Raw genomic sequence first — 18,941 nt, forward strand, 5'->3', positions numbered from 1 at the left:
ACGTCATGGACGAGGACGAACAGCAACCCACCGCTCCCGCGCAACGCACGCAGGCGGTGTCACGGGATCAGCTCACATCGACGGACGGCGTCGAACGCACGCAGGCGGTAGCGCGACCGGAAGCCACGCCGACCGACGGCGTCGAACGCACGCAGGCGGTGTCCCGGTCGCCGATCGACGATCGAACCGCACCGACTCCGGGGCCGAATTCGCCGGTAGGTGAGGACAACTCGAAATCTGCGGTTGCCAAATCCTCAGCGGCCAAATCCGGCATGTCGCAGAGCGCGTCCACTCGAGCCAGGACCGGTCGATCTCGGTCCGGTCGCTCCCGCAGTACCGGCATTCGGCGTCGCCTCGGCGGCGGCCTCGTGGAGGTTCCGCGGGTGGAGCCGATCGATCCGGCGACCGCGGTGATGTCGGATCCTACGGTGCCGCAGCACAAACGGTTCTGTTGGAAGTGCAACGCCAAAGTGGGGCGCAGCGAACCGGGAGAGCCCGACATCTCGGTGGGCGTGTGCCCGCACTGCGGCACCACCTTCGATTTCACTCCGCTGCTCGAGCCGGGTGATCGAGTGGTGGGCCAGTACGACGTTCAGGGCTGCATCGCGCACGGCGGTCTGGGGTGGATCTACCTGGCCATCGACCGTAACGTCAGCGACCGCTGGGTAGTACTCAAAGGCCTACTGCATTTCGGCGACGAGGAAGCCCATGCGGTCGCGGTCGCGGAGCGTCAATTCCTCGCCGAGGTAGCGCATCCCGGCGTCGTCAAGATCTACAACTTCGTCGAACAACCCCGCGGCGACGGCACTTCCGTCGGCTTCATCGTCATGGAGTACGTGGGTGGTCGTTCGCTGCGCGACATCCTGACCGCGTGCGGCGACGACGCCCGCATGCCGGTCGAGCAGGCGCTCGCCTACGTTCTCGAAGTGCTTCCGGCACTGGGTTATCTGCATTCGATCGGGCTGGTCTACAACGATCTCAAGCCCGAGAACATCATGGTCTCCGAGGACCAGATCAAGTTGATCGACCTCGGCGCGGTCGCCGGCATCGAGGATTACGGCTACCTGTACGGCACGGTGGGGTACCAGGCACCGGAGATCGTGAAGACCGGGCCGACGGTGGCGTCGGACATCTACACCGTCGGCCGCACCCTCGCGGTGCTGACGCTGGACATGCCGTCGAAGAACGGCAAGTACCTCGACGGCCTGCCCTCCGTCGCAGAATCGGAAGTGCTGCAGCAGTTCCCGTCGCTGCATCGCCTGCTGCTTCGAGCCACCAACGCAGACCCGACGCGGCGGTTCCGGTCCGCGGACGAGTTCGCGGGGCAGGCGACCGGCGTACTGCGCGAGATCCTGGCGATCCGGACGGGCGTCGAGCGGCCCGGCCTGTCCGCGGTGTTCAGCCCGCCGCGTACGACGTTCGGTACGGAGCAGTCGGTGGGTCGTACCGATACCTACGTCGACGGCAAAGTACGCCACGAGCGCATGACGGCAGCCGAAGTGGTTGCCGCACTGCCGGTTCCCCTGGTAGATCCCAACGATCCGAGCGCTCCCCTGCTGGCTGCCGCCGTGCACGTCGAAGCTCAGCAGACTCTGGACTCGCTCCAGCATGCCAAGCGGAACGGCATCGAGCGGGTGTCGGCCGGTACGTCAGGTGCCACCGGTTCCGCGCCCGCGGGAGCGAGCCTGGAGATCACCCTCGCCGAGGTCAAGGCGCACCTCGATCTGGGGCACGTCGTGGAGGCCACCGACATCCTGTCGAAGGTGCAATCCGAGGATCATGCCGCCGATCCGTGGCGGGTGCAGTGGTACGCCGGATTGATCGCCTTGCTGCACCACGAATACGATTCTGCTTTCACGAGTTTCGACAACGTGCTCGGAGCGATGCCCGGCGAGCTCGCGCCCAAACTCGCGCTCGGTGCCACGTCGGAATTGTTGGGGCATGTCGCGCTCGGCAACGACGAGGACGCCGAGAAATGGCGGGCCAGAGCCGAAGGCCTGTACCGCGCTGTGTGGCGCACCAACAGGGGCATCGTCAGCTCGGCGTTCGGTCTGGCCCGGCAGCTGCAGCGCCGCGGTGATCAGACCGGTGCCATCGCGGCACTGGACCAGGTGCCGATCAGCTCGCGGCACTACTCGATGGCACGGATGACCAGTGTGCTGACCTTGCTGATGGATCGCTCGCGCGCCGAGCTGTCCGAGGCCGATTTCCGCTCTGCCGCACGGCGAGTGGCGCTGCTCCCCAAGGCGGAGAGCCGAGCACTGCAGATGCGGACGCTGGTGCTCGCGATGGCCTTGGACTGGATCGTCTCCGGCCACGCCGCCACGGCCGAACGGGAGCCGATTCTCAGCGTCCCGTTCACCGAGGACGGATTGCGGCGTGGCACCGAGAAGGGGCTGCGGGCGTTGGCCCGCAACGCCACCGATCGCGCGCATCGCTTCTCACTGGTGGACCTGGCGAACGCTATCCGGCCCCGTTCACTGTTCTAGTCGCCGTCACGAACCAGATCGTCCGTCGCCCGGGCGATCGCCAGCTCCTCGTTCGTCGGCACCACCAGCACCGTGACGGCTGAGGAGTCGGCGGAGATCACGCGAGCCTGCTTGCTGCGCACGGCATTACGTTCGGAGTCGATCCGGATGCCGAAGTGTTCCAGGTTCGCCAGCGCGTCGGCGCGCACGGCAGCAGCGTTCTCGCCGACTCCCGCGGTGAACGTGATGACGTCGAGCCGCCCGAGCCCGATCATGTACGCGCCGATATACTTACGCAGCCGGTGGATGTACACGTCGTAGGCCAACCGGGCCGACGCGTCGCCGTCGTCGATGCGTTGCTGCAGTTCCCGGAAGTCGTTGACCCCGGACAGTCCGATCAGACCCGACCGGCGGTTGAGGAGAGTGTCGATGTCGTCGACACTCATCCCAGCGCTACGACGCAGATGCATGATCACGCCAGGGTCGATATCCCCACTGCGGGTGCCCATCACCAGTCCTTCGAGTGGGGTCAGACCCATCGACGTATCGACCGCCCGGCCCCCGTCGACCGCCGATGCCGACGCACCGTTGCCCAGATGCAGCACGATCTGCTTGAGATCCCCGAGATCGCGTTCCAGGAACTGCGCAACCTGCTCGGACACGTAGCGGTGCGAGGTGCCGTGAAAGCCGTAGCGCCTGATGTCGTGTTCGGCTGCGACGGCGGCGTCGATCGCGTACGTCGCAGCAGCGTCGGGCAGAGAATGGAAGAACGCCGTATCGAACACGCCAACGTGCGGCACGTTCGGCAGTTGCTTCCGCGCCACCTCGATACCGAGGACGTTGGGCGGATTGTGCAGCGGCGCAAGACTGCTCAGATCCGAGATCCGCTGAACGACAGCGTCGTCGATGATCGTGGGGCGATAGAACACCGTGCCACCGTGCACGACGCGATGCCCGACGGCGGTGACGTCGGACCCCAGTTCGATGCCGGCGTCGGCAAGCATCTCGAACGCGAGAGCCAACCCGTCCCCGTGGTCCTCGATGTGCTGGATTCGCTCGGTGCTCTCGCCGCGGTAGTCCAGTTCGACGCGCCCGTCGGATTCACCGATGCGCTCGACGAGACCACTGGCCAGCGATTCACCCGAATCGGGATCGACCAGTTGGAATTTGACCGAGGACGAACCCGAGTTGACGACGAGGATGCTCACGCCTGTGCCTCCTGCTGGGAGATACCCTGCGCCTGAATGGCGGTGATGGCGACGGTGTTGACGATGTCCTCGACCAGTGCCCCACGCGAGAGGTCGTTGACGGGCTTGCGCAGGCCCTGCAGTACCGGCCCGACAGCGACGGCACCGGCGCTGCGCTGAACGGCCTTGTAGGTGTTGTTGCCGGTGTTGAGGTCGGGGAAGATGAACACCGTTGCGCGGCCTGCCACGTCGGAATCCGGCAGCTTCGATTTCGCGACCGACGGTTCGATGGCCGCGTCGTACTGAATGGGGCCCTCCACCAACAGTTCCGGGTTACGTTCGCGCACGATCGCCGTCGCTTGCCGCACCTTGTCGACGTCGGCTCCCGAGCCGGATTCGCCGGTGGAGTAGGACAGCATCGCCACCCGCGGTTCGATGCCGAACTGGGCCGCTGTCTGCGCCGAGGACACGGCGATGTCGGCGAGTTGCTCGGCTGTCGGGTCCGGTACGACGGCGCAGTCACCGTAGGCGAGTACGCGATCGGACAGGCACATCAGGAAGATCGACGACACCGTCGACACTCCCTCGGTGGTCTTGATGATCTCGAACGATGGCTTGATGGTGTGCGCGGTGGTGTGCGCGGCGCCCGAGACCATGCCGTCGGCGATTCCCTTGTGCACCATCATCGTTCCGAAGTACGAGATGTCGGCCATGATCTCGCGGGCACGCTCGATCGTCATCCCCTTGTGCTTGCGCAGTTCGGTGTACTCCTGCGCGAATTCCTCGGCGTAGTCGCAGTTCTTGGGGTCGAGGATAGTCGCCGAGTCCAGATCGACTCCCAGTTCCGATGCACGACGTCGAATCGGGCCTTCTTCGCCGAGGATCGTGAGGTCAGCGACCTGGCGTTGCAGCAGCCTTCCGGCGGCCCGCAGAATTCGGTCGTCGCCGCCCTCGGGGAGCACGATGTGCTTGCGATCGGCACGCGCTCGATGAATGAGCTGGTATTCGAACATCTGCGGCGTCGTGATGGTCGGGATGGCGATATCGAGCCGTCCCAGAAGGGTTTTCGCGTCCACTCGCTGTTCCATCAACCCCAGTGCCGTGTCGACCTTGCGCTGCGATCCCACCGCGACACGGCCTCGGGTCTGCGCCGCGGCAGAGGCGGTGTCGAAGGTGCCGAGATCGGTGGTGAGGATCGGCAGCCGGGGGCCGAGTCCCGCCACCAGACGTGCGATGGCCGGATGGGGCTCGATGCCGCCGTTCATGATGATGCCGGCCAGCGACGGAAAGCCCTCGGCCTCATGGGCATTGACCAGTGCGAGCAGTACGTCCGATCGGTCCGCAGGCGCGATGACGACGACGCCTTCGGTGAGGCGTTCGAGGATGTGCTCGGCTGTCATGCCACCGACCATGACCCGCATCGCTTCTCGCTGCAGCAACGACGAGTCGCCGCTGTAGAGCGTGCCGTCCACCGCGTCGAGCAACTCCGCCATGGTCGGAGCGACGAGCAACGGGATCTCCGGAAGGCTCCACGCAGGAACGTCGACCGACGCCAATGCGTCGGTGACGGCGTCCAACTGATCCGGATCGCACCGGTTCGCCACGATCGCGGCGAGATGGGCGTGGTGCTGCCGCAGTTCGGCCTGGCACAGCGCCGCCAACTGAGCGATCTCGTCGGGGGTTCGATCGGAGCCACGCAGCGCGAGGAGCACGGGGGCACCGAGATTGACCGCGATGCGCGCGTTGAACCCCAGTTCACTGGGGCTGCCGACGTCGGTGTAATCGCTACCCACGATCACCACGGCGTCGCACTGCGCAGCCACCTCGTGATAGCGACTGACGATCTCGCTCAGCGCCGCATCCTGATCGGAATGCACCTGCTCGTAAGTGACCCCGAGAGACTGCTCGTAACTCAGATCGGCGGTCGTGTGCTCGACGAGCAATTCGAGAATGTAATCCGGCTCCTCCGTCGAACGAGCGATAGGCCGAAACACACCGACCCGGGCCGTCGTCGCGGCGAGCATCTGCAGCACACCCAACGCAATCGTGGACTTGCCGGAGTCGCCTTCCGGTGACGCGACATAAATACTCGAGGGATACATGTCAGCCGTCTCGGCGCCGGTGGACTCAGCCATGCCCGCCAGCTTAATGGTTGGGGTGTTGACACCGAGTACAGTCGGGTTGTCCCATGAGCCATGGCCGAATCACCGTTTCCGGATGTTCGTTGGGGCAGCGAGACATCGTTCATCCGCAAGCCCGCCGTCAAGTTCGCGTCGACCAAGCCCGGTTCGTGGGTGATCAGGAACCTCGCAGGCGTCGACCGCTGGTTGTTGACCAAGTCGAACGGCCGATTCACCGTCCTCGGACCGATCGCTGCTCCGGTGGTGTTGTTGACCACCACCGGACGCAAATCCGGTAAGCCGAGGACGAGTCCGCTGTTGTACTACCGGGAGGGTGATCGGATTTTCGTCGTCGGATCCAATTTCGGCCAACGACACCATCCGGCATGGACGTCGAATCTTCTGGCCGATCCGAAGGCCGTCGTCACGATCGGGGGTAGGAAGATACCGGTCACAGCCACCCGAATCACCGGCGACGAGAAGGCGCGCATCTACCGACAGTTCGACGCGATGGTCGAGGTCTACGGCGAGTACGAAACAAGGACCGACCGAGACATGCGATTGTTCGCACTCTCGGCCGGTCCCCGCACTTCGACGTAACTAGCCGAGCTTGCGCAGGCGCGGTGCCAGATCCTTCTCGAACAGCTCGAGGAAGCGCTTCTGGTCGTGTCCGGGCGCGTGGAACACCAGGTGGTTCAGGCCGGCGTCGGTGTACTGCTTGACCTTCTCGACGGCCTCGTCCGGGTCCGAAGCCACGATCCAACGCTTGGCGACCTGCTCGATCGGCAGCTCGTCGGCGGCTTTCTCCATCTCCATCGGGTCGTCGATGGAGTGCTTCTGCTCCGGCGTCAGAGACAGCGGAGCCCAGAAACGGCAATTCTCCAGTGCCAGTTCGGGATCGGTGTCGTAGCTGATCTTGATCTCGATCATCTTGTCGATCTCGCCGGCGTCACGCTCCGCCTTGCCTGCACCCTCTTCGACAGCCGGGAGGAGCTTGTCGGTGTAGAGCTCCATGCCCTTGCCCGACGTGCAGATGAAGCCGTCGCCCGCGCGTCCCGCATATCGCGCGACGACGGGTCCGCCGGCCGCGATGTAGACGGGGATGCCGCCCTCGGGGACGTCGTAGATCGACGCGCCCTTGGTCGTGTAGTACTCGCCCTCGAAGTCGACGCGATCGCCGAGCCACAGCTCGCGCATCAAGCGAACCGACTCCCGCAGTCGTGCGAAACGCTCCTTGAACTCCGGCCATTCGCCGGTGAACCCGGTGGCGATCTCGTTGAGCGCCTCACCGGTTCCCACTCCGAGCATGATGCGCCCGGGATACAGGCAGCCCATCGTGGCGAACGCCTGCGCGATGACCGACGGGTTGTAGCGGAACGTCGGCGTCAGAACGGACGTCCCGAGCTGGATCGTCTTCGTGCGCTCGCCGACGGCAGTCATCCAGGCCAGAGAGAACGGGGCATGACCGCCCTCGTGACGCCACGGTTGAAAGTGGTCACTGACAGTCGCGGAGTCCATACCGTGTTGCTCGGCGAGAACACCGAGTTCGACGAGCTCCCGCGGCCCGAACTGCTCCGCCGATGCTTTGTACCCGAGCTTGAGACCCTGCGCCACGCCGAACTCCTGTCGTTGGTCGTCTAGTACTTCGATTGTGCACCTGTGGCGATTGGCGGTGTGCTACTGGATCCCCAGAACAGTGACCACCGCAGCCAATACTGCTACTGCGCCGATGCCAACCGCGAAGATCCACAGGTCCCGGGACTCGGGCATGGGCGCTCCGCTCTCGAGGGCGGCGCGTACTCGCATCCATCGCCGCAGTCCGATGACGGGTGCGGCGGCCGCGAGGCCGATGAGAATCAGGCCGAGTGCAGTGCGAACCCAGCCGGTGCTGAACCCAGGAACCAGGTGAACGATTGCGATCCCGCCGGCGAGCAACCCGAGCGAGGTTCTCAGCCAGGCAAGAAAGGTGCGTTCACTGGCGAGGGTGAACCGCTCGTCGGGGCGCGTCACGCTGGAGCGGTGATGCGTTCGCGGATGAGTCGGGCAACGAGTTCGGGATCGTCGGGGGTGAAGACCGGCGAGATGCGGCGGATGGTGAGCACCACTGCAGTGTCCTTCTTCGGACGCATGACGTCCAGCGGGAGCCACTGGTCGGTTGTCGACGCGCCCCACAGCCGCCAACGTCCGTTCCAGTTGCCCAGCACGGCGGTGTCGACGGCGCGAACGTCGCAGTAGGGAACGAACTTCTCGATCGCGAACGGAAAGTAGTAGTGCCGCAACGTGACCCCGCTATCGTCCACGCGCACGAGACCGTCGTCGTAGTGGACCGTGGATGTTGTTCGCATAGTTAACGGTAGGCCTGCTCTGCACGCTCTCGCAACCATCATCTCGAACCTGTCGGCGGGTCGAGATACTCTTTCTTCAGTTCGAACGCGCGTTCTGAACTGGGGGTCACCGGGGGGTGAAAAATGGCTGCACCAGTGGTGTCGTTGGATGCGTTGATCACTGCCGCGCGGGAAGAGAATCGGCATGCGGCCCGAAAGATCGCTGCCTGCTACGACTTCCACCTCACCTGCATCGCGGAGGATGCAGGTCCGAGCCCGCAGCTGCGTTCGGATACGGGTTCGGTTGCACTACAACCTCATTCGACCACCACAGACGTCCCACCCGACCCGACTGTCGATCCCGACACCCGGCAACGGCGTCGGAATTCCCTTGCCTCCGCAGCGGCCCGACTACGCGATCGCCACTGCCGCTTCCCCGGCTGCCACCGACCCGCGGCACGCTGCCAGCTCGACCACGCGATCCCGTTCGACCACGCCAATCCCCTCGGCGGCGGCTGGACCACCGTCAACAACCTCCAATGCCTCTGCGAATACCACCACAGCGTCAAAACCGCAGGCTACTGGACCGCCGTCATGCTCCCAGGCGGTGCCATCCTGTGGACCTCCACCTCGAAGACCACCCGAATCACCCTGCCCGCCAACGAAACAGCCGTACCCATCATCGGCAACGACCTCCGGCCACACATCCCCACCCAACCCAGACGATCCGGCATCATCGCCTACCCCGACCCACCGGACAACCCGACCTCCGAACCAGAATCGACCAACGAAGAAGACGAGGAGCCGCCCTTCTGACCTCAGACGTCGGCCGCTCGTTCCGGTGTTCTCACCAGCGTCAGCTGCGAGGTCTGGCGCAGCGAGAATCCGATGGAGAGGTACAGCTCGATAGCGCGGATGTTCGTCGCGGCGGCATGCAGGAAAGGCTCGTCGCCTCGGGCCCTGATACCGTGACCGACCGCGCGGACCAGCTCGGTGGCCAAGCCCTGTCCGCGATGAGCCGGGTCGGTACACACTGCGCTGATCTCGGTCCACCCCGGCGGACGCATGCGCTCGCCTGCCATCGCGATCAGTGCGCCGCCTCGTCGGATACCGAGATACGTGCCGAGTTCGCGGGTGCGAGGAAGGAACGGGCCCGGCTCGGTGCGTCGCACGAGATCGAGCATCTCGGGCACATCGTCGGCGGTCAGTTCTACCGCCTCGGCCAACGGCCGGGTCTCGAGTTCGGTGCCCACGAGTTGGACGATCCCAAAGCTGTCGACCACGGACCACCCCTCAGGCACATCCAGCACCGGCCCCCGCAATCCCACGATGCTCCGCGGCCCGAACAGCACTGCGATGTCGTCCCAATCCCGTGGCTGCAGAACGTCGGGATGCGCCAGAAAGGGCGAGACCTGGGGATCAGCGCGAATCACTCGGCCGCGCGCGATCGCAAACCGCGACAGCGGACCACCGAGGGAGGTACGAATGGGATCGTGGAGAGGGTGAACAGACACGTCGGTCAGCGTCCCATGTCGGGCTCGGTCAGTTGCTCACGACCCACTCCGTCACCAATACTTATACCGGTATAGTTATTCGCATCGAACCGAAAGGCATTCCGTGATCGAAATCCTGCCCCCGAGCAAGATTCCCCTTGCCCGTGAAACCGGTGCACTCGTCGCCGAAATTCTCGAGACCGTCCGCGACCGCGCGACCGTCGGCACCAACCTGCTCGAGATCGACGAATGGTCCAAGGACATCATCCTCGGGGCGGGGGCGACGTCGTGCTACGTCGATTACGCGCCGTCCTTCGGGCGCGGACCGTTCGGCCACTACATCTGCACGTCGGTCAACGACGCTGTGCTGCACGGTTTGCCGCACGACTACAACCTGGCCGACGGCGATCTGCTGACCCTCGATCTTGCCGTGATCCTCGGCGGCGTGGCATCGGACTCGGCCATCAGTTTCGTCGTCGGCGAGAACAAGCCGGCAGAGAGCCTGGCGATGATCGATGCCACCGAACGAGCGTTGGCCGCGGGTATCGCCGCGGCACGTCCGGGCAACAAGATCGGCGATATCTCCCACGCCATCGGGACGGTTCTTCGTGAAGCCGGCTATCCCATCAACGTTCAGTTCGGTGGTCACGGAATCGGATCGACGATGCATCAGGATCCGCACGTATCCAATACCGGCAGGCCCGGTCGCGGCTACGGCCTTCGCCCCGGCCTGATGTTGGCACTCGAGCCCTGGGTGATGGCGGATACCGATGAGCTGGTCACCGACCCCGACGGGTGGACGTTGCGTAGCACCACCGGTTGCCGCACCGCGCACAGCGAGCACACCGTCGTCATCACCGACAGCGGGGCCGAAATCATGACCCTACGTTCGTGATTCTGCGTCGGTAAGGAGTCACAAACGCTTCTCGAAAGTGTTGGAGAACGGCAGCAGTTCGTACGGCGAAAACACCGGGATGCGGGTGTAGCCGCTCTTCTCGTACAGCCGCACCGCGTCGGGCTGACGATCACCGGTCTGCAGAATCAAACGCCGCAATCCCTGGTCGCGGGCCGCATTCTCGGACGCCTGCAGCAGCGCGGTGGAGACTCCCGACCCACGGTGATCAGGATGAACGAACATTCTCTTCAGTTCGAGGTCGGGGCCGTTCCACCGCAGAGCGGCATGCCCGACGGCCTGCTCGACGTTCTGCGCATCGCACCGATAGACGACGAACGTGCGATGCACGTCGCCTTCGTTCACGGCATTGGCCTGCGTCTTCGCCATCAAGGCCGCTCGGTCCGCGTATCGGGGACCCACCTCCGATGCCATTGCGGCACGGAGCGATTCGGCGTCGGGGTGGTTCCAGTCGACGGCGCGGGTGACGAGGTCTGTTCGGGACTGCGCTACATCGGTCACGCTCGATCGGACCACGCGTTACGGGCCGCCGTCAACCGCTGCAATCACGGTGAGTTTATCGCTGGTGCGGCCAGTCGTCGTCGTGCACTGTGACAGCGTGAACACGAACTGTCGCTGCCCACGCTGACCATCCGACCTCCCCACCGTCGACAGCACTTGTCACAGTCGACACTTGTCACAGGAGCCACAGCCATGAGCACCGAAGCGACCGTCGTTCTTCGCATCTCCGATTCCGGGACGTCATCCTTGCAGGGATTGACTCGACCGCAGTTGCACGCCCTCGCCGATGCTCTCCGCGTCGCCGCCAAAAGCTATGCACCACATGCCAAGATCCTGACGCGTTTCGACGTCCGGGTGAACGAACTCAACGCTCCCCTTGTCATCGACCTACCCGCGCGCGATGTGGTTCTCGCCGGCAAGAGCGTTCGGTTCAGCCACACCGAGTTCGAGATCTTCGCCTATCTTGCCCAGCATCCTCGTGTCGTGGTGAACAGATCCGAGCTGAGTGACTCGAACGGCGGCCGCAGTGTCGACGTCCATCTCTCCAGGGTGCGAACCAAACTCGGGCAGTACGGCCGACTGATCACGACGGTCCGCGGCACCGGCTACCGATTCGACCCCGAGCCCGGAATTCGCGTCATCACCGAGCCGTCGGTGCTGCGCAGCGCCTGAGATCAGTTACACGACTACCGCGTCAGTGCTGCTGTTCGACGTCGACGGTTGCGCCGTACCACCACGAACACGAGCAACGCGACCAGAACCACCGCGATGATCGCGCCCAGTGCCGTCGCGCCGCGGAAGCCGGGTGCGCTGGTATCGAGGGTGCGTTCGCCGGCGTGGGCGGCATTGCTGGTACCCAGAACGATGGTCAGAGTCAGCAGGTTCGGGATGGCGGTGACGACTGCGAGAATCACCGATCCGATCGCCAACTGCTTTCCCGCCCTACCCTTTCGGACCGACCACGCACTCCAGAAGAACATCAGTGGCGCGAACGTGCAGACGATTCCGAACAGCAGGCCCCACAGAATTCCCTTGGTGAACGTGCGATCCGCCAGGCTCTCGACGCGCAGGCTCCACCACCGCGGCAGGAACGCCGCCAGAACGAAGTAAGCGATCAACAGAAGAACGACGCCGGCACCGAGCAGGATGCCGCGCCGCTTCCAATTCGCCGAGCTGGTCGACGGTGCAGGCGTGGTCGGGTCAGCAGTCATAGGCCCATGGTAGAGCGTCGAACACCTCGTACGACCTCACCCGAGACCTGATCGTTAGATGGGGATGTGCCCAGCTCGCTACGACGCCCGTGCACGGTCGGAAGCAGCGCCACCGTCGAGGCCCAGGTGTCCCCGCAACGTCGTCGAGGTGTATTCGGTACGGAACACCCCTCGCTCCTGCAATGCCGGGACCAATTTGTCGACCAGATCGCCGATGGCGTCGCGCAAGTGGTACGGGTTGATGTTGAAGCCGTCGACCACACGGTGACGCACGAGGGCTGCCCAGTGGTCTGCCACTGCCGCAGGGGTTCCCGAGTGGAAGCGCGACGCCGGCGACACTTCGAGCACCAACTCTCGGATGGACAGCCCTTTCTCTTCCGAGAGGGCTCGCCATTGCGCGATCTGAGTCAGTTTGCCGGTCCGAGCGTCGATGGACAGCGTGCCGCGTGACGGATCCAGCTCGGCGTCCACCGGATCGATGTCGGGTAGTGGGCCCTCCGGGTCGTACGCCGAGAGGTCCTTGCCCCAATAGTGCTCGAGAAAGGCGATGGCTCGAACACCGTTGTGCGCGTTGGATCGAAGCCACCGAACCTTTTCTTCGGCCTCGGCTTCGGTATCGCCGAGTACGACGGTCACCCCGGGCAAGATCTTCACGGCATCGGCGGGTCGGCCGTAGGCGACCGTCCGGGCACGTAGATCTTTGGCGTAGGCCACCGCTGCGTCGTAGGCGTTGTTGGCCGAGAAGACGACGTCGGCGTGCCGGGCTGCGAGGTCCCGTCCTCCCGGCGAATCGCCGGCCTGGAACAGCACCGGCCCACCTTGCACACTGGACCGAACGTTGGGTGCCGCAACCGCTTCGAGCAGATCGGTGTGGAACTCCACAGGAGAACCTGCCCAATACTGCTTCGCCAGTTCGACCACCTGGGTGGCGCGCTCGTAACGGCGTTCGTGCTCCAACCACCCACCGCGCCTGAAGTTTTCACCCGTCCAGGCGTTGTCGGTGGTGACGATGTTCCATCCGGCGCGCCCGTCCGACAGCGCGTCCAGGCTGGCCAACCGACGAGCCAACTCCACCGGGATGCTGTACGTGGTGTTCTGGGTCGCGACAAGTCCGATGCGCTCGGTCACCGACGCCAGAGCCGCCAGTTGCGTGATGGCGTCGGGCCTGCCGGCGATGTCGGTGGAGAGAATGTCGCCACGGTTCTCTCGGATACGTTGACCGTCCCCGAGAAAGAACGCGTCGAACAAACCGCGTTCGAGTGTGACGGCGACCTCGACGAACGTGTCGGTGGCCACTTGATCGGGGGCGTGCGAATCCTCCCAGACCGTCTGCGCGCCGATCCCTGGATAGAACACGCCCAGATGAATTTGCGCGTTCGGGTCGAACGGTGCGCCGGTGTCCGGGTGATGGTCGATGATGCCCATGACAGCTCTTCTCTACTCGTGCGCAGCCGCGGCGTAGCGGCTGACCGGACGCGGCAACCCCAGGTTCTCCCGCAGCGACAGTCCCGGCGTCGGTCGACGAATCAGATGTGCCGGTACCGCAAGCTCTTTCAACGCCGCACCACCGAGGTGCAGCCGGACGCCGTCGACGACACCGGCGAGGGCCTCGGCCTTCGACAGGTGGTCGATATCGGCGAACACCAGCGCGGCTCCGTCGCGGCGAGCGGTGTCGGCCTGCTCGCTGATCCCGTCCCCGCGTACGAGTGCGACATCGAGCAGATCGGTGACTCCCAGGTCGGCGTCGCCGATGACGACGACCTGCCCCTGCGGCGGACGAGGAGTGATCAGTGGCCCTACGACGTCGAAGAATTCGCCCTCGAAACGCACGTGATGCACGCGAGCGGGATCGAGATACCGGCCGGACTCCGCGTCTCGAACGACGGCGTCGTCTTCCCACGAATCCCACAGCCGCCGCGCCACGTCGATGACGTCCCGCACTTCGGCGGTGGTCTCGGAGCGGACCTCGGATCCGACAGCCGCGTGAGTGTCCGCGCTGTTGTCGACACCGACCACCCAGGCCCCGCGGCCGTGCGAGGCGTGGTCCACACTCGCGAGTTGTGTTGCGAGAAAGAACGGTTCGGTCGTCAGAGTGTGGACCGTGGGTGCCAGGCCGAGGGTGGACGTGGTGGAGGCGACGAATGCCGCACGAGTACCTGCATCGAGGCGCTCGCGGGAGGAGACCAGCGAATCACCGAAGGTGACGAGGGTGAAGCCGGCGCGTTCGGCGTCGGCGACGTTCTGCTTCAGGAGCGCGGGTGTCTCGTCGAACCCGTCGAGTTCGACTGCGAAGTACAACGTCTCGGTCATCCTCGGTTCAGCCCTTTGCGCTCATCGTGTTCCTGCTTCCTGTACCGACGATCTTCACCGGACGGCTCAACCACGAGTTCCGAAGTCCAGCGCCGCGGCGGTGCAGGCAGGGTGAGCTCCGAGTCGATCGATCAGCGCCGCTGCCAGTGCTTTCAGCCAGGTCATACGTGGACCCTAGGTTCATCCGCTGTAGAGCACACCCGTTGCGATCACGCTGATTCGAACGACGTAGATGCCGGTACGTAGACGCGCAGTGTCAGCACGAGGTCACCGCTTTTGCGGGCCCGGACCACCTCTCTACTGTCACCGATCAGGTCGTGCGACCTACGTCGACCTCCATGAGGACCCGGTTTCGCGCTCGAAGACCGGACGCACATTCACGGTGTCGTAGACGATGGACAGTGCAGAGATGCGTCCGTTCTCGTCGAGTTCGGCGACGTCGACCACGTCGAACGGGGCCGCCACACCCGAGGGCAGTCTCCAGTCGAAATGGAACCAGAACGTGACGAGTCGAGCGCCTTCGGACGTACGACCTTCGGCGACGCCCTTCGAGGTCAGCGTCGCACCCGAGGTGTCCGCGAAAAGCGCGCGATAGAAGTCGGATGCGGGCGTCGGTCCGTACAGCGGCGAGTGCACAACCGCACCGGGTGCGAACAGAGTCAGGACCGCATCGACGTCGGCCCGTCGAAGTGCATCGAGGTACTGCTCGACCAAGTGGTCCGCGGACGAGTTCATGGAGCAAGGGTAGCCGACCGCCAGGACGCAAGACATTCGCTCATTGTGATTTTTTGCCGCTGCAGCAACGACTTTCGGCGTGTGCATACTTGTCGTAGCGGGACAGTGTCAGATGGAGGGCCGCCGGTGAAATCGTTCACTATCGCCATTGTGGGTGCGGGTCCGCGCGGCACCGGTGTACTCGAACGATTGCTGGCGCGCCGGTCCGATGCGGAGCTGCACATCCACGTCGTCGATCCGTTCCCTCCGGGGGCCGGTCGCATCTGGCGTAGCAGTCAACCACCGTTGCTGTGGATGAATTCGGTGGCCGCTGACGTCACCATGTTCACCGACGACACCACCGTCGTCGACGGTCCGATCCGCCCCGGTCCGACGCTGGCGCAGTGGGTTCTGGAACATGCCCACACCCTGCGCCAGGACCCCGAATTGCGCGACGAACTGCGCGATTTCGGTCCGCATTCCTTCGCGTCGCGGACTCTACAGAGTCGCTACCTCAGCTGGGTGTTCGAGCACGCCGTTGCCGACACCGACACGCACGTTCACGTTCATCGAGCACGGGTGACGGACCTGACCGCCGACCAGGTACTGCTACTCGACGACGGATCGACCATCCGCGCCGATGCCGTGCTCTTGGCACAGGGACATCCGGATGCGCTTGCATCGCACCGTGAATCACAGCTCGATGAGTTCTCCCGAACCCATGGGCTGACGTACATCGGCCCCGGATACACCGCAGATCTCGATCCCAGCCGAGTGCCTGCGGGAGAACCGGTGCTGATTGCCGGGCTCGGATTGGCATTCATCGACTGGATGGTGTTGCTCGCGGAAACTCGCGGTGGATCGTTCGCCCGCAACGCGGACGGCGTGCTCGAGTACACCGCCTCCGGCCGCGAACCGCTTCTCTATGCGGGTTCGCGGCGCGGAGTTCCGTACCACGCGAAGATCTCCTACGACATCGCCGCGGCGCGCCCGCCCCTCCCGAAGTTTTTCACCGCCGACGCCTTCCCCGGCCACGGCCCTCTGCACTTCCGCGACGAAATCTGGCCGCTCGCATCCAAAGAACTGGCCTGGGCTCATTACTCCGAGTTGTTCACGGCCCACCCCGAGCGAACAGTCGGCTCCTGGACGGAGTTCGAGATCGGATTGAGCGAGATCACCTGGGGATCGCAGGAACTCACCGCCTTCGTGGAGCAATTCGTTCCGAAGGACGAGGACCGCATCGATCTGGCACGGCTCGACAAACCCTTTGCCGGACGGCGTTTCGAGGGACTCGACGAGGTACGTACCGAGCTGCAGACCTACATCGAGGCGGACCTTCGTCGTCGAGCAGATCCCTACTACAGCTCGGATGCCGCCGTCTTCACGGCGCTGCTCTCGGTGTACATGACCATCGGAGAGTTGTTGCGACGCGGGCGTATTCCGGCGCAGTCGGTCGCAGGCGATGTGGAAGGGTGGCTGCACTCGTTCTTCAGTTTCGTCGCGAGCGGTCCGCCACCGGAACGGCTCGAACAACTCCTGGCCCTCAGCCGGGCGGACATCGTTCACTTCCTCGGCCCCGATGTCACCTTCTCCCCGGAGAACGGGTCGTTCATCGCCCGTAGCTCTGCACACGATGTGGTGGTGCACGCCGACACTCTGATCGACGCGCGCTTACCCGTCGCATCGATCGCCGCCGCCGGAGACGCATTGCTTCGCACCCTCCATGCGCGCGGCGACATCACCGACATCCGCGCCACCGAGCACAGCGCGGCGAAAGTAGCAGTCGACGGGCGCTCTCGATTGATCACCGCGTCGGGAGAGGTTGCCGAGAACCGCTACGCGGTGGGTCCATGGGTCGCCGGACACACGTGGTCGAGCGCCTTTCCGCGGCCGAGGACCAACGCCGGGTTCTTCCGACACAACGACCAGCTCGCGGCAGAACTATTGCGGCACAGCCGCTGAACCGTCGGTCGGCCGAACAACGGACCGGATCACGGCGCGATGCGCAGTCCGGCGATCAGCACCCGCGCCATCTTGCGGGGATCGTAGCGGCTGTCCGTGGGACCGATGCACAGGTTGCCGACCGCCCGCATCAACTCCAATGCGGTCTGCCCCGGGGCGATCTCCCCCGAGTCCGCAGCGGCGTCGAGCAATGACTCGCACACCGGAACCAGCCGGTTCAGGAAGTAGCTGTGCAAGGTCTCGAATCCGGCGCTGTCCGACTGCATGGCCTCGGCCAGACCGTGTTTGGTGACCAGGAAGTCGACGAACCGATCGATCCAGAGCACCAACGCCGCGTGCGGTGATTCGCGGCCGGCGAGAAGCTCCTGACCGGCGACGGCGCAGGCCTCCACCTGATGTCGGAAGACGGCGACGACGAGGTCGCCCCGCGTCGGGAAGTGCCGGTAGATGGTTCCCACGCCGACGCCGGCCCGCCTGGCGATATCGCGCACCGGGACTTCTACTCCCGACTCGACGAACGCAGCCGCCGCTGCGTCGAGCAGGGTCGCTTCGTTGCGCCTCGCATCCGCCCGCTTTCTGGGCTGCTCGGCTTCGGCCTCGGTCACTGTTCCTCCAGCCATCGACAAACGGAACAACGTTCCGTATGTTTGTTTACGGAACGTTGTTCCGCTTACTCGCAGAGTAACCCCTCCAGAGGCCACAAGGAGATCCCCATGCAGTACCGCACACTGGGACGCACCGGCGTCCAGGTCAGCACTCTCTCGCTCGGCGCGATGAACTTCGGTGCCATCGGACGCACCACGCAAGACGAGGCAACCGCGATCGTCGACGCCGCACTCGAGGGCGGTATCGACCTCATCGACACCGCGGACATGTACAGCCAGGGACAATCCGAGGAAATGGTCGGCAAGGCGATCGAAGGTCGGCGCGAGAACATCGTGCTGGCCACCAAAGTGTTCAACCCCATGGGCGACGAACGCAATCATCAGGGCAGCTCCCGCCGCTGGATCGTCACCGAACTGGAGAACAGTCTGCGCCGACTCGGTACCGATCACGTCGACCTCTACCAGATACACCGCTGGGACCCCACCACGAGCGACGAGGAAACCCTCTCGGCGCTGACAGATCTGCAGCGTGCCGGGAAGATTCGATACTTCGGCTCCTCCACCTATCCGGCTTACCGAATTGTGCAGGCGCAGTGGACCGCACGGGAGCACCGTCTCGGGCGGTTCGTCACCGAGCAGCCGCCGTACTCGATCCTGCAGCGCGGCATCGAATCCCACGTCCTCCCGGTCGCGCAGGAGTACGGAATGGGCGTTCTCGCGTGGAGTCCCCTGGCGGGCGGCTTCCTCTCCGGAGCCATCCGGGCCGGGCGAGAGGCCACCACCAACCGCGCGGCGATGATGCCCGAGCGATTCGGCACGGACACTCCCACGGGACGGGCCAAACTCGACGCCGTCGAGAAACTGGTTGGCGTTGCCGACGAAGCCGGACTGACACTGATCCAACTCGCACTCGGTTTCGTGACGGCTCATCCGGGAGTCACCAGCGCGATAGTCGGGCCGCGTACCGTCGAGCACCTACACTCGCAGCTCGCTGCCGCCGACACCGTCCTCCCGGCCGATGTCCTCGACAGGATCGACGAGATCGTAGCTCCGGGAGTCGATCTCGCGCCGGACGACAAGTTCGACACCCCGCCGGCACTGCTCGACGCCTCCCTGCGGAGACGCTGACATGG

Annotated in this window: 19 protein-coding genes; 7 read left to right on the plus strand and 12 right to left on the minus strand. The window is 64.7% G+C overall.

The annotated features are described in order from the left end of the window. Positions 1-5: 5 nt before the first annotated feature. On the plus strand, positions 6-2,489 hold the full coding sequence (locus CH266_RS09050; RefSeq protein ID WP_094715118.1) for a serine/threonine-protein kinase: 2,484 nt from the start codon (positions 6-8) through the stop codon (positions 2,487-2,489). On the opposite strand, the gene CH266_RS09055 is transcribed toward CH266_RS09050, so the two are convergent. Both CH266_RS09055 and pta read right to left on the minus strand, forming a co-directional pair. Next, positions 2,486-3,676 (minus strand): acetate kinase, encoded by a 1,191-nt coding sequence (locus CH266_RS09055; protein WP_094715119.1) that lies wholly within the window; start codon positions 3,674-3,676, stop codon positions 2,486-2,488. The two genes, CH266_RS09050 and CH266_RS09055, sit on opposite strands and share 4 nt — an antisense overlap. Beyond that, the gene (gene pta, locus CH266_RS09060) at positions 3,673-5,790 is read right to left on the minus strand and encodes a phosphate acetyltransferase (protein ID WP_176457043.1); all 2,118 of its coding nucleotides are present in this window, start codon (positions 5,788-5,790) and stop codon (positions 3,673-3,675) included. The genes CH266_RS09055 and pta overlap by 4 nt, the downstream gene beginning before the upstream one ends. Before the next feature lie 60 nt (positions 5,791-5,850). On the opposite strand from pta, the gene CH266_RS09065 reads away from it, so the two are divergent. Next, on the plus strand, positions 5,851-6,375 hold the full coding sequence (locus CH266_RS09065) for a nitroreductase/quinone reductase family protein (RefSeq protein ID WP_094715120.1): 525 nt from the start codon (positions 5,851-5,853) through the stop codon (positions 6,373-6,375). On the opposite strand, the gene fgd is transcribed toward CH266_RS09065, so the two are convergent. The 3 genes from fgd to CH266_RS09080 form a co-directional block, all read right to left on the minus strand. Next, a complete protein-coding gene (gene fgd, locus CH266_RS09070; RefSeq protein ID WP_027498496.1) occupies positions 6,376-7,389 on the minus strand; it encodes a glucose-6-phosphate dehydrogenase (coenzyme-F420) in 1,014 nt (337 codons plus the stop codon). Between the two features lie 63 nt (positions 7,390-7,452). Next, positions 7,453-7,785 carry a YidH family protein gene (locus CH266_RS09075; RefSeq protein ID WP_027498497.1) on the minus strand — a complete coding sequence of 111 codons (333 nt, stop codon included), beginning with the start codon at positions 7,783-7,785 and terminating at the stop codon, positions 7,453-7,455. Next, positions 7,782-8,081, minus strand: coding sequence for a hypothetical protein (locus tag CH266_RS09080; protein ID WP_141214513.1), 300 nt, complete (start codon positions 8,079-8,081; stop codon positions 7,782-7,784). Before CH266_RS09080 ends, CH266_RS09075 begins: the two co-directional genes overlap by 4 nt. 162 nt (positions 8,082-8,243) lie before the next feature. Between CH266_RS09080 and CH266_RS09085 the strand changes: the two genes are divergently transcribed. After that, positions 8,244-8,915 (plus strand): HNH endonuclease signature motif containing protein, encoded by a 672-nt coding sequence (locus tag CH266_RS09085; RefSeq protein ID WP_141214514.1) that lies wholly within the window; start codon positions 8,244-8,246, stop codon positions 8,913-8,915. A gap of 2 nt (positions 8,916-8,917) precedes the next feature. Here CH266_RS09085 and CH266_RS09090 read toward each other — a convergent pair whose 3' ends face one another. Then, positions 8,918-9,613 (minus strand): GNAT family N-acetyltransferase, encoded by a 696-nt coding sequence (locus CH266_RS09090; RefSeq protein WP_094715123.1) that lies wholly within the window; start codon positions 9,611-9,613, stop codon positions 8,918-8,920. 103 nt (positions 9,614-9,716) lie between these two features. Here CH266_RS09090 and map point away from each other — a divergent pair, with 103 nt between their 5' ends. Next, complete coding sequence (gene map, locus CH266_RS09095; RefSeq protein ID WP_048316417.1) at positions 9,717-10,487, plus strand: type I methionyl aminopeptidase; 771 nt, start codon at positions 9,717-9,719, stop codon at positions 10,485-10,487. Positions 10,488-10,505: 18 nt separating this feature from the next. On the opposite strand, the gene CH266_RS09100 is transcribed toward map, so the two are convergent. Then, a complete protein-coding gene (locus CH266_RS09100; RefSeq protein ID WP_080736226.1) occupies positions 10,506-10,919 on the minus strand; it encodes a GNAT family N-acetyltransferase in 414 nt (137 codons plus the stop codon). 279 nt (positions 10,920-11,198) lie between these two features. Between CH266_RS09100 and CH266_RS09105 the strand changes: the two genes are divergently transcribed. Then, positions 11,199-11,678: a winged helix-turn-helix domain-containing protein gene (locus CH266_RS09105; protein WP_032366689.1), complete on the plus strand. Its 480-nt coding sequence runs from the start codon at positions 11,199-11,201 to the stop codon at positions 11,676-11,678. A gap of 14 nt (positions 11,679-11,692) precedes the next feature. Here the strand turns inward: CH266_RS09105 and CH266_RS09110 are convergent, their stop codons facing one another. The 4 genes from CH266_RS09110 to CH266_RS09125 all read right to left on the minus strand — a co-directional run bounded on the left by CH266_RS09110 (position 11,693) and on the right by CH266_RS09125 (position 15,262). Further along, on the minus strand, positions 11,693-12,217 hold the full coding sequence (locus CH266_RS09110; protein WP_027494251.1) for a hypothetical protein: 525 nt from the start codon (positions 12,215-12,217) through the stop codon (positions 11,693-11,695). Between the two features lie 78 nt (positions 12,218-12,295). After that, positions 12,296-13,642, minus strand: a complete 1,347-nt coding sequence (locus tag CH266_RS09115) for an LLM class flavin-dependent oxidoreductase (protein WP_094715124.1) — start codon at positions 13,640-13,642, stop codon at positions 12,296-12,298. Between the two features lie 12 nt (positions 13,643-13,654). After that, positions 13,655-14,527 carry an LLM class flavin-dependent oxidoreductase gene (locus CH266_RS09120; RefSeq protein WP_094715125.1) on the minus strand — a complete coding sequence of 291 codons (873 nt, stop codon included), beginning with the start codon at positions 14,525-14,527 and terminating at the stop codon, positions 13,655-13,657. A 324-nt stretch (positions 14,528-14,851) separates the two neighbouring features. Then, positions 14,852-15,262 carry a nuclear transport factor 2 family protein gene (locus tag CH266_RS09125; RefSeq protein ID WP_094715126.1) on the minus strand — a complete coding sequence of 137 codons (411 nt, stop codon included), beginning with the start codon at positions 15,260-15,262 and terminating at the stop codon, positions 14,852-14,854. A 126-nt stretch (positions 15,263-15,388) separates the two neighbouring features. Here CH266_RS09125 and CH266_RS09130 point away from each other — a divergent pair, with 126 nt between their 5' ends. Beyond that, positions 15,389-17,203, plus strand: coding sequence for an FAD/NAD(P)-binding protein (locus CH266_RS09130; RefSeq protein WP_094715127.1), 1,815 nt, complete (start codon positions 15,389-15,391; stop codon positions 17,201-17,203). A 29-nt stretch (positions 17,204-17,232) separates the two neighbouring features. Here CH266_RS09130 and CH266_RS09135 read toward each other — a convergent pair whose 3' ends face one another. After that, positions 17,233-17,823, minus strand: coding sequence for a TetR/AcrR family transcriptional regulator (locus CH266_RS09135; RefSeq protein ID WP_032366694.1), 591 nt, complete (start codon positions 17,821-17,823; stop codon positions 17,233-17,235). Positions 17,824-17,916: 93 nt separating this feature from the next. Between CH266_RS09135 and CH266_RS09140 the strand changes: the two genes are divergently transcribed. Further along, entirely contained in the window at positions 17,917-18,936 is a 1,020-nt protein-coding gene (locus tag CH266_RS09140) for an aldo/keto reductase (protein ID WP_094715128.1), read from the plus strand. Positions 18,937-18,941: the final 5 nt, after the last annotated feature.

The sequence above is a fragment of the Rhodococcus sp. 06-1474-1B genome (assembly GCF_002258885.1).
Taxonomy (GTDB): Bacteria; Actinomycetota; Actinomycetes; order Mycobacteriales; family Mycobacteriaceae; genus Rhodococcoides; species Rhodococcoides fascians.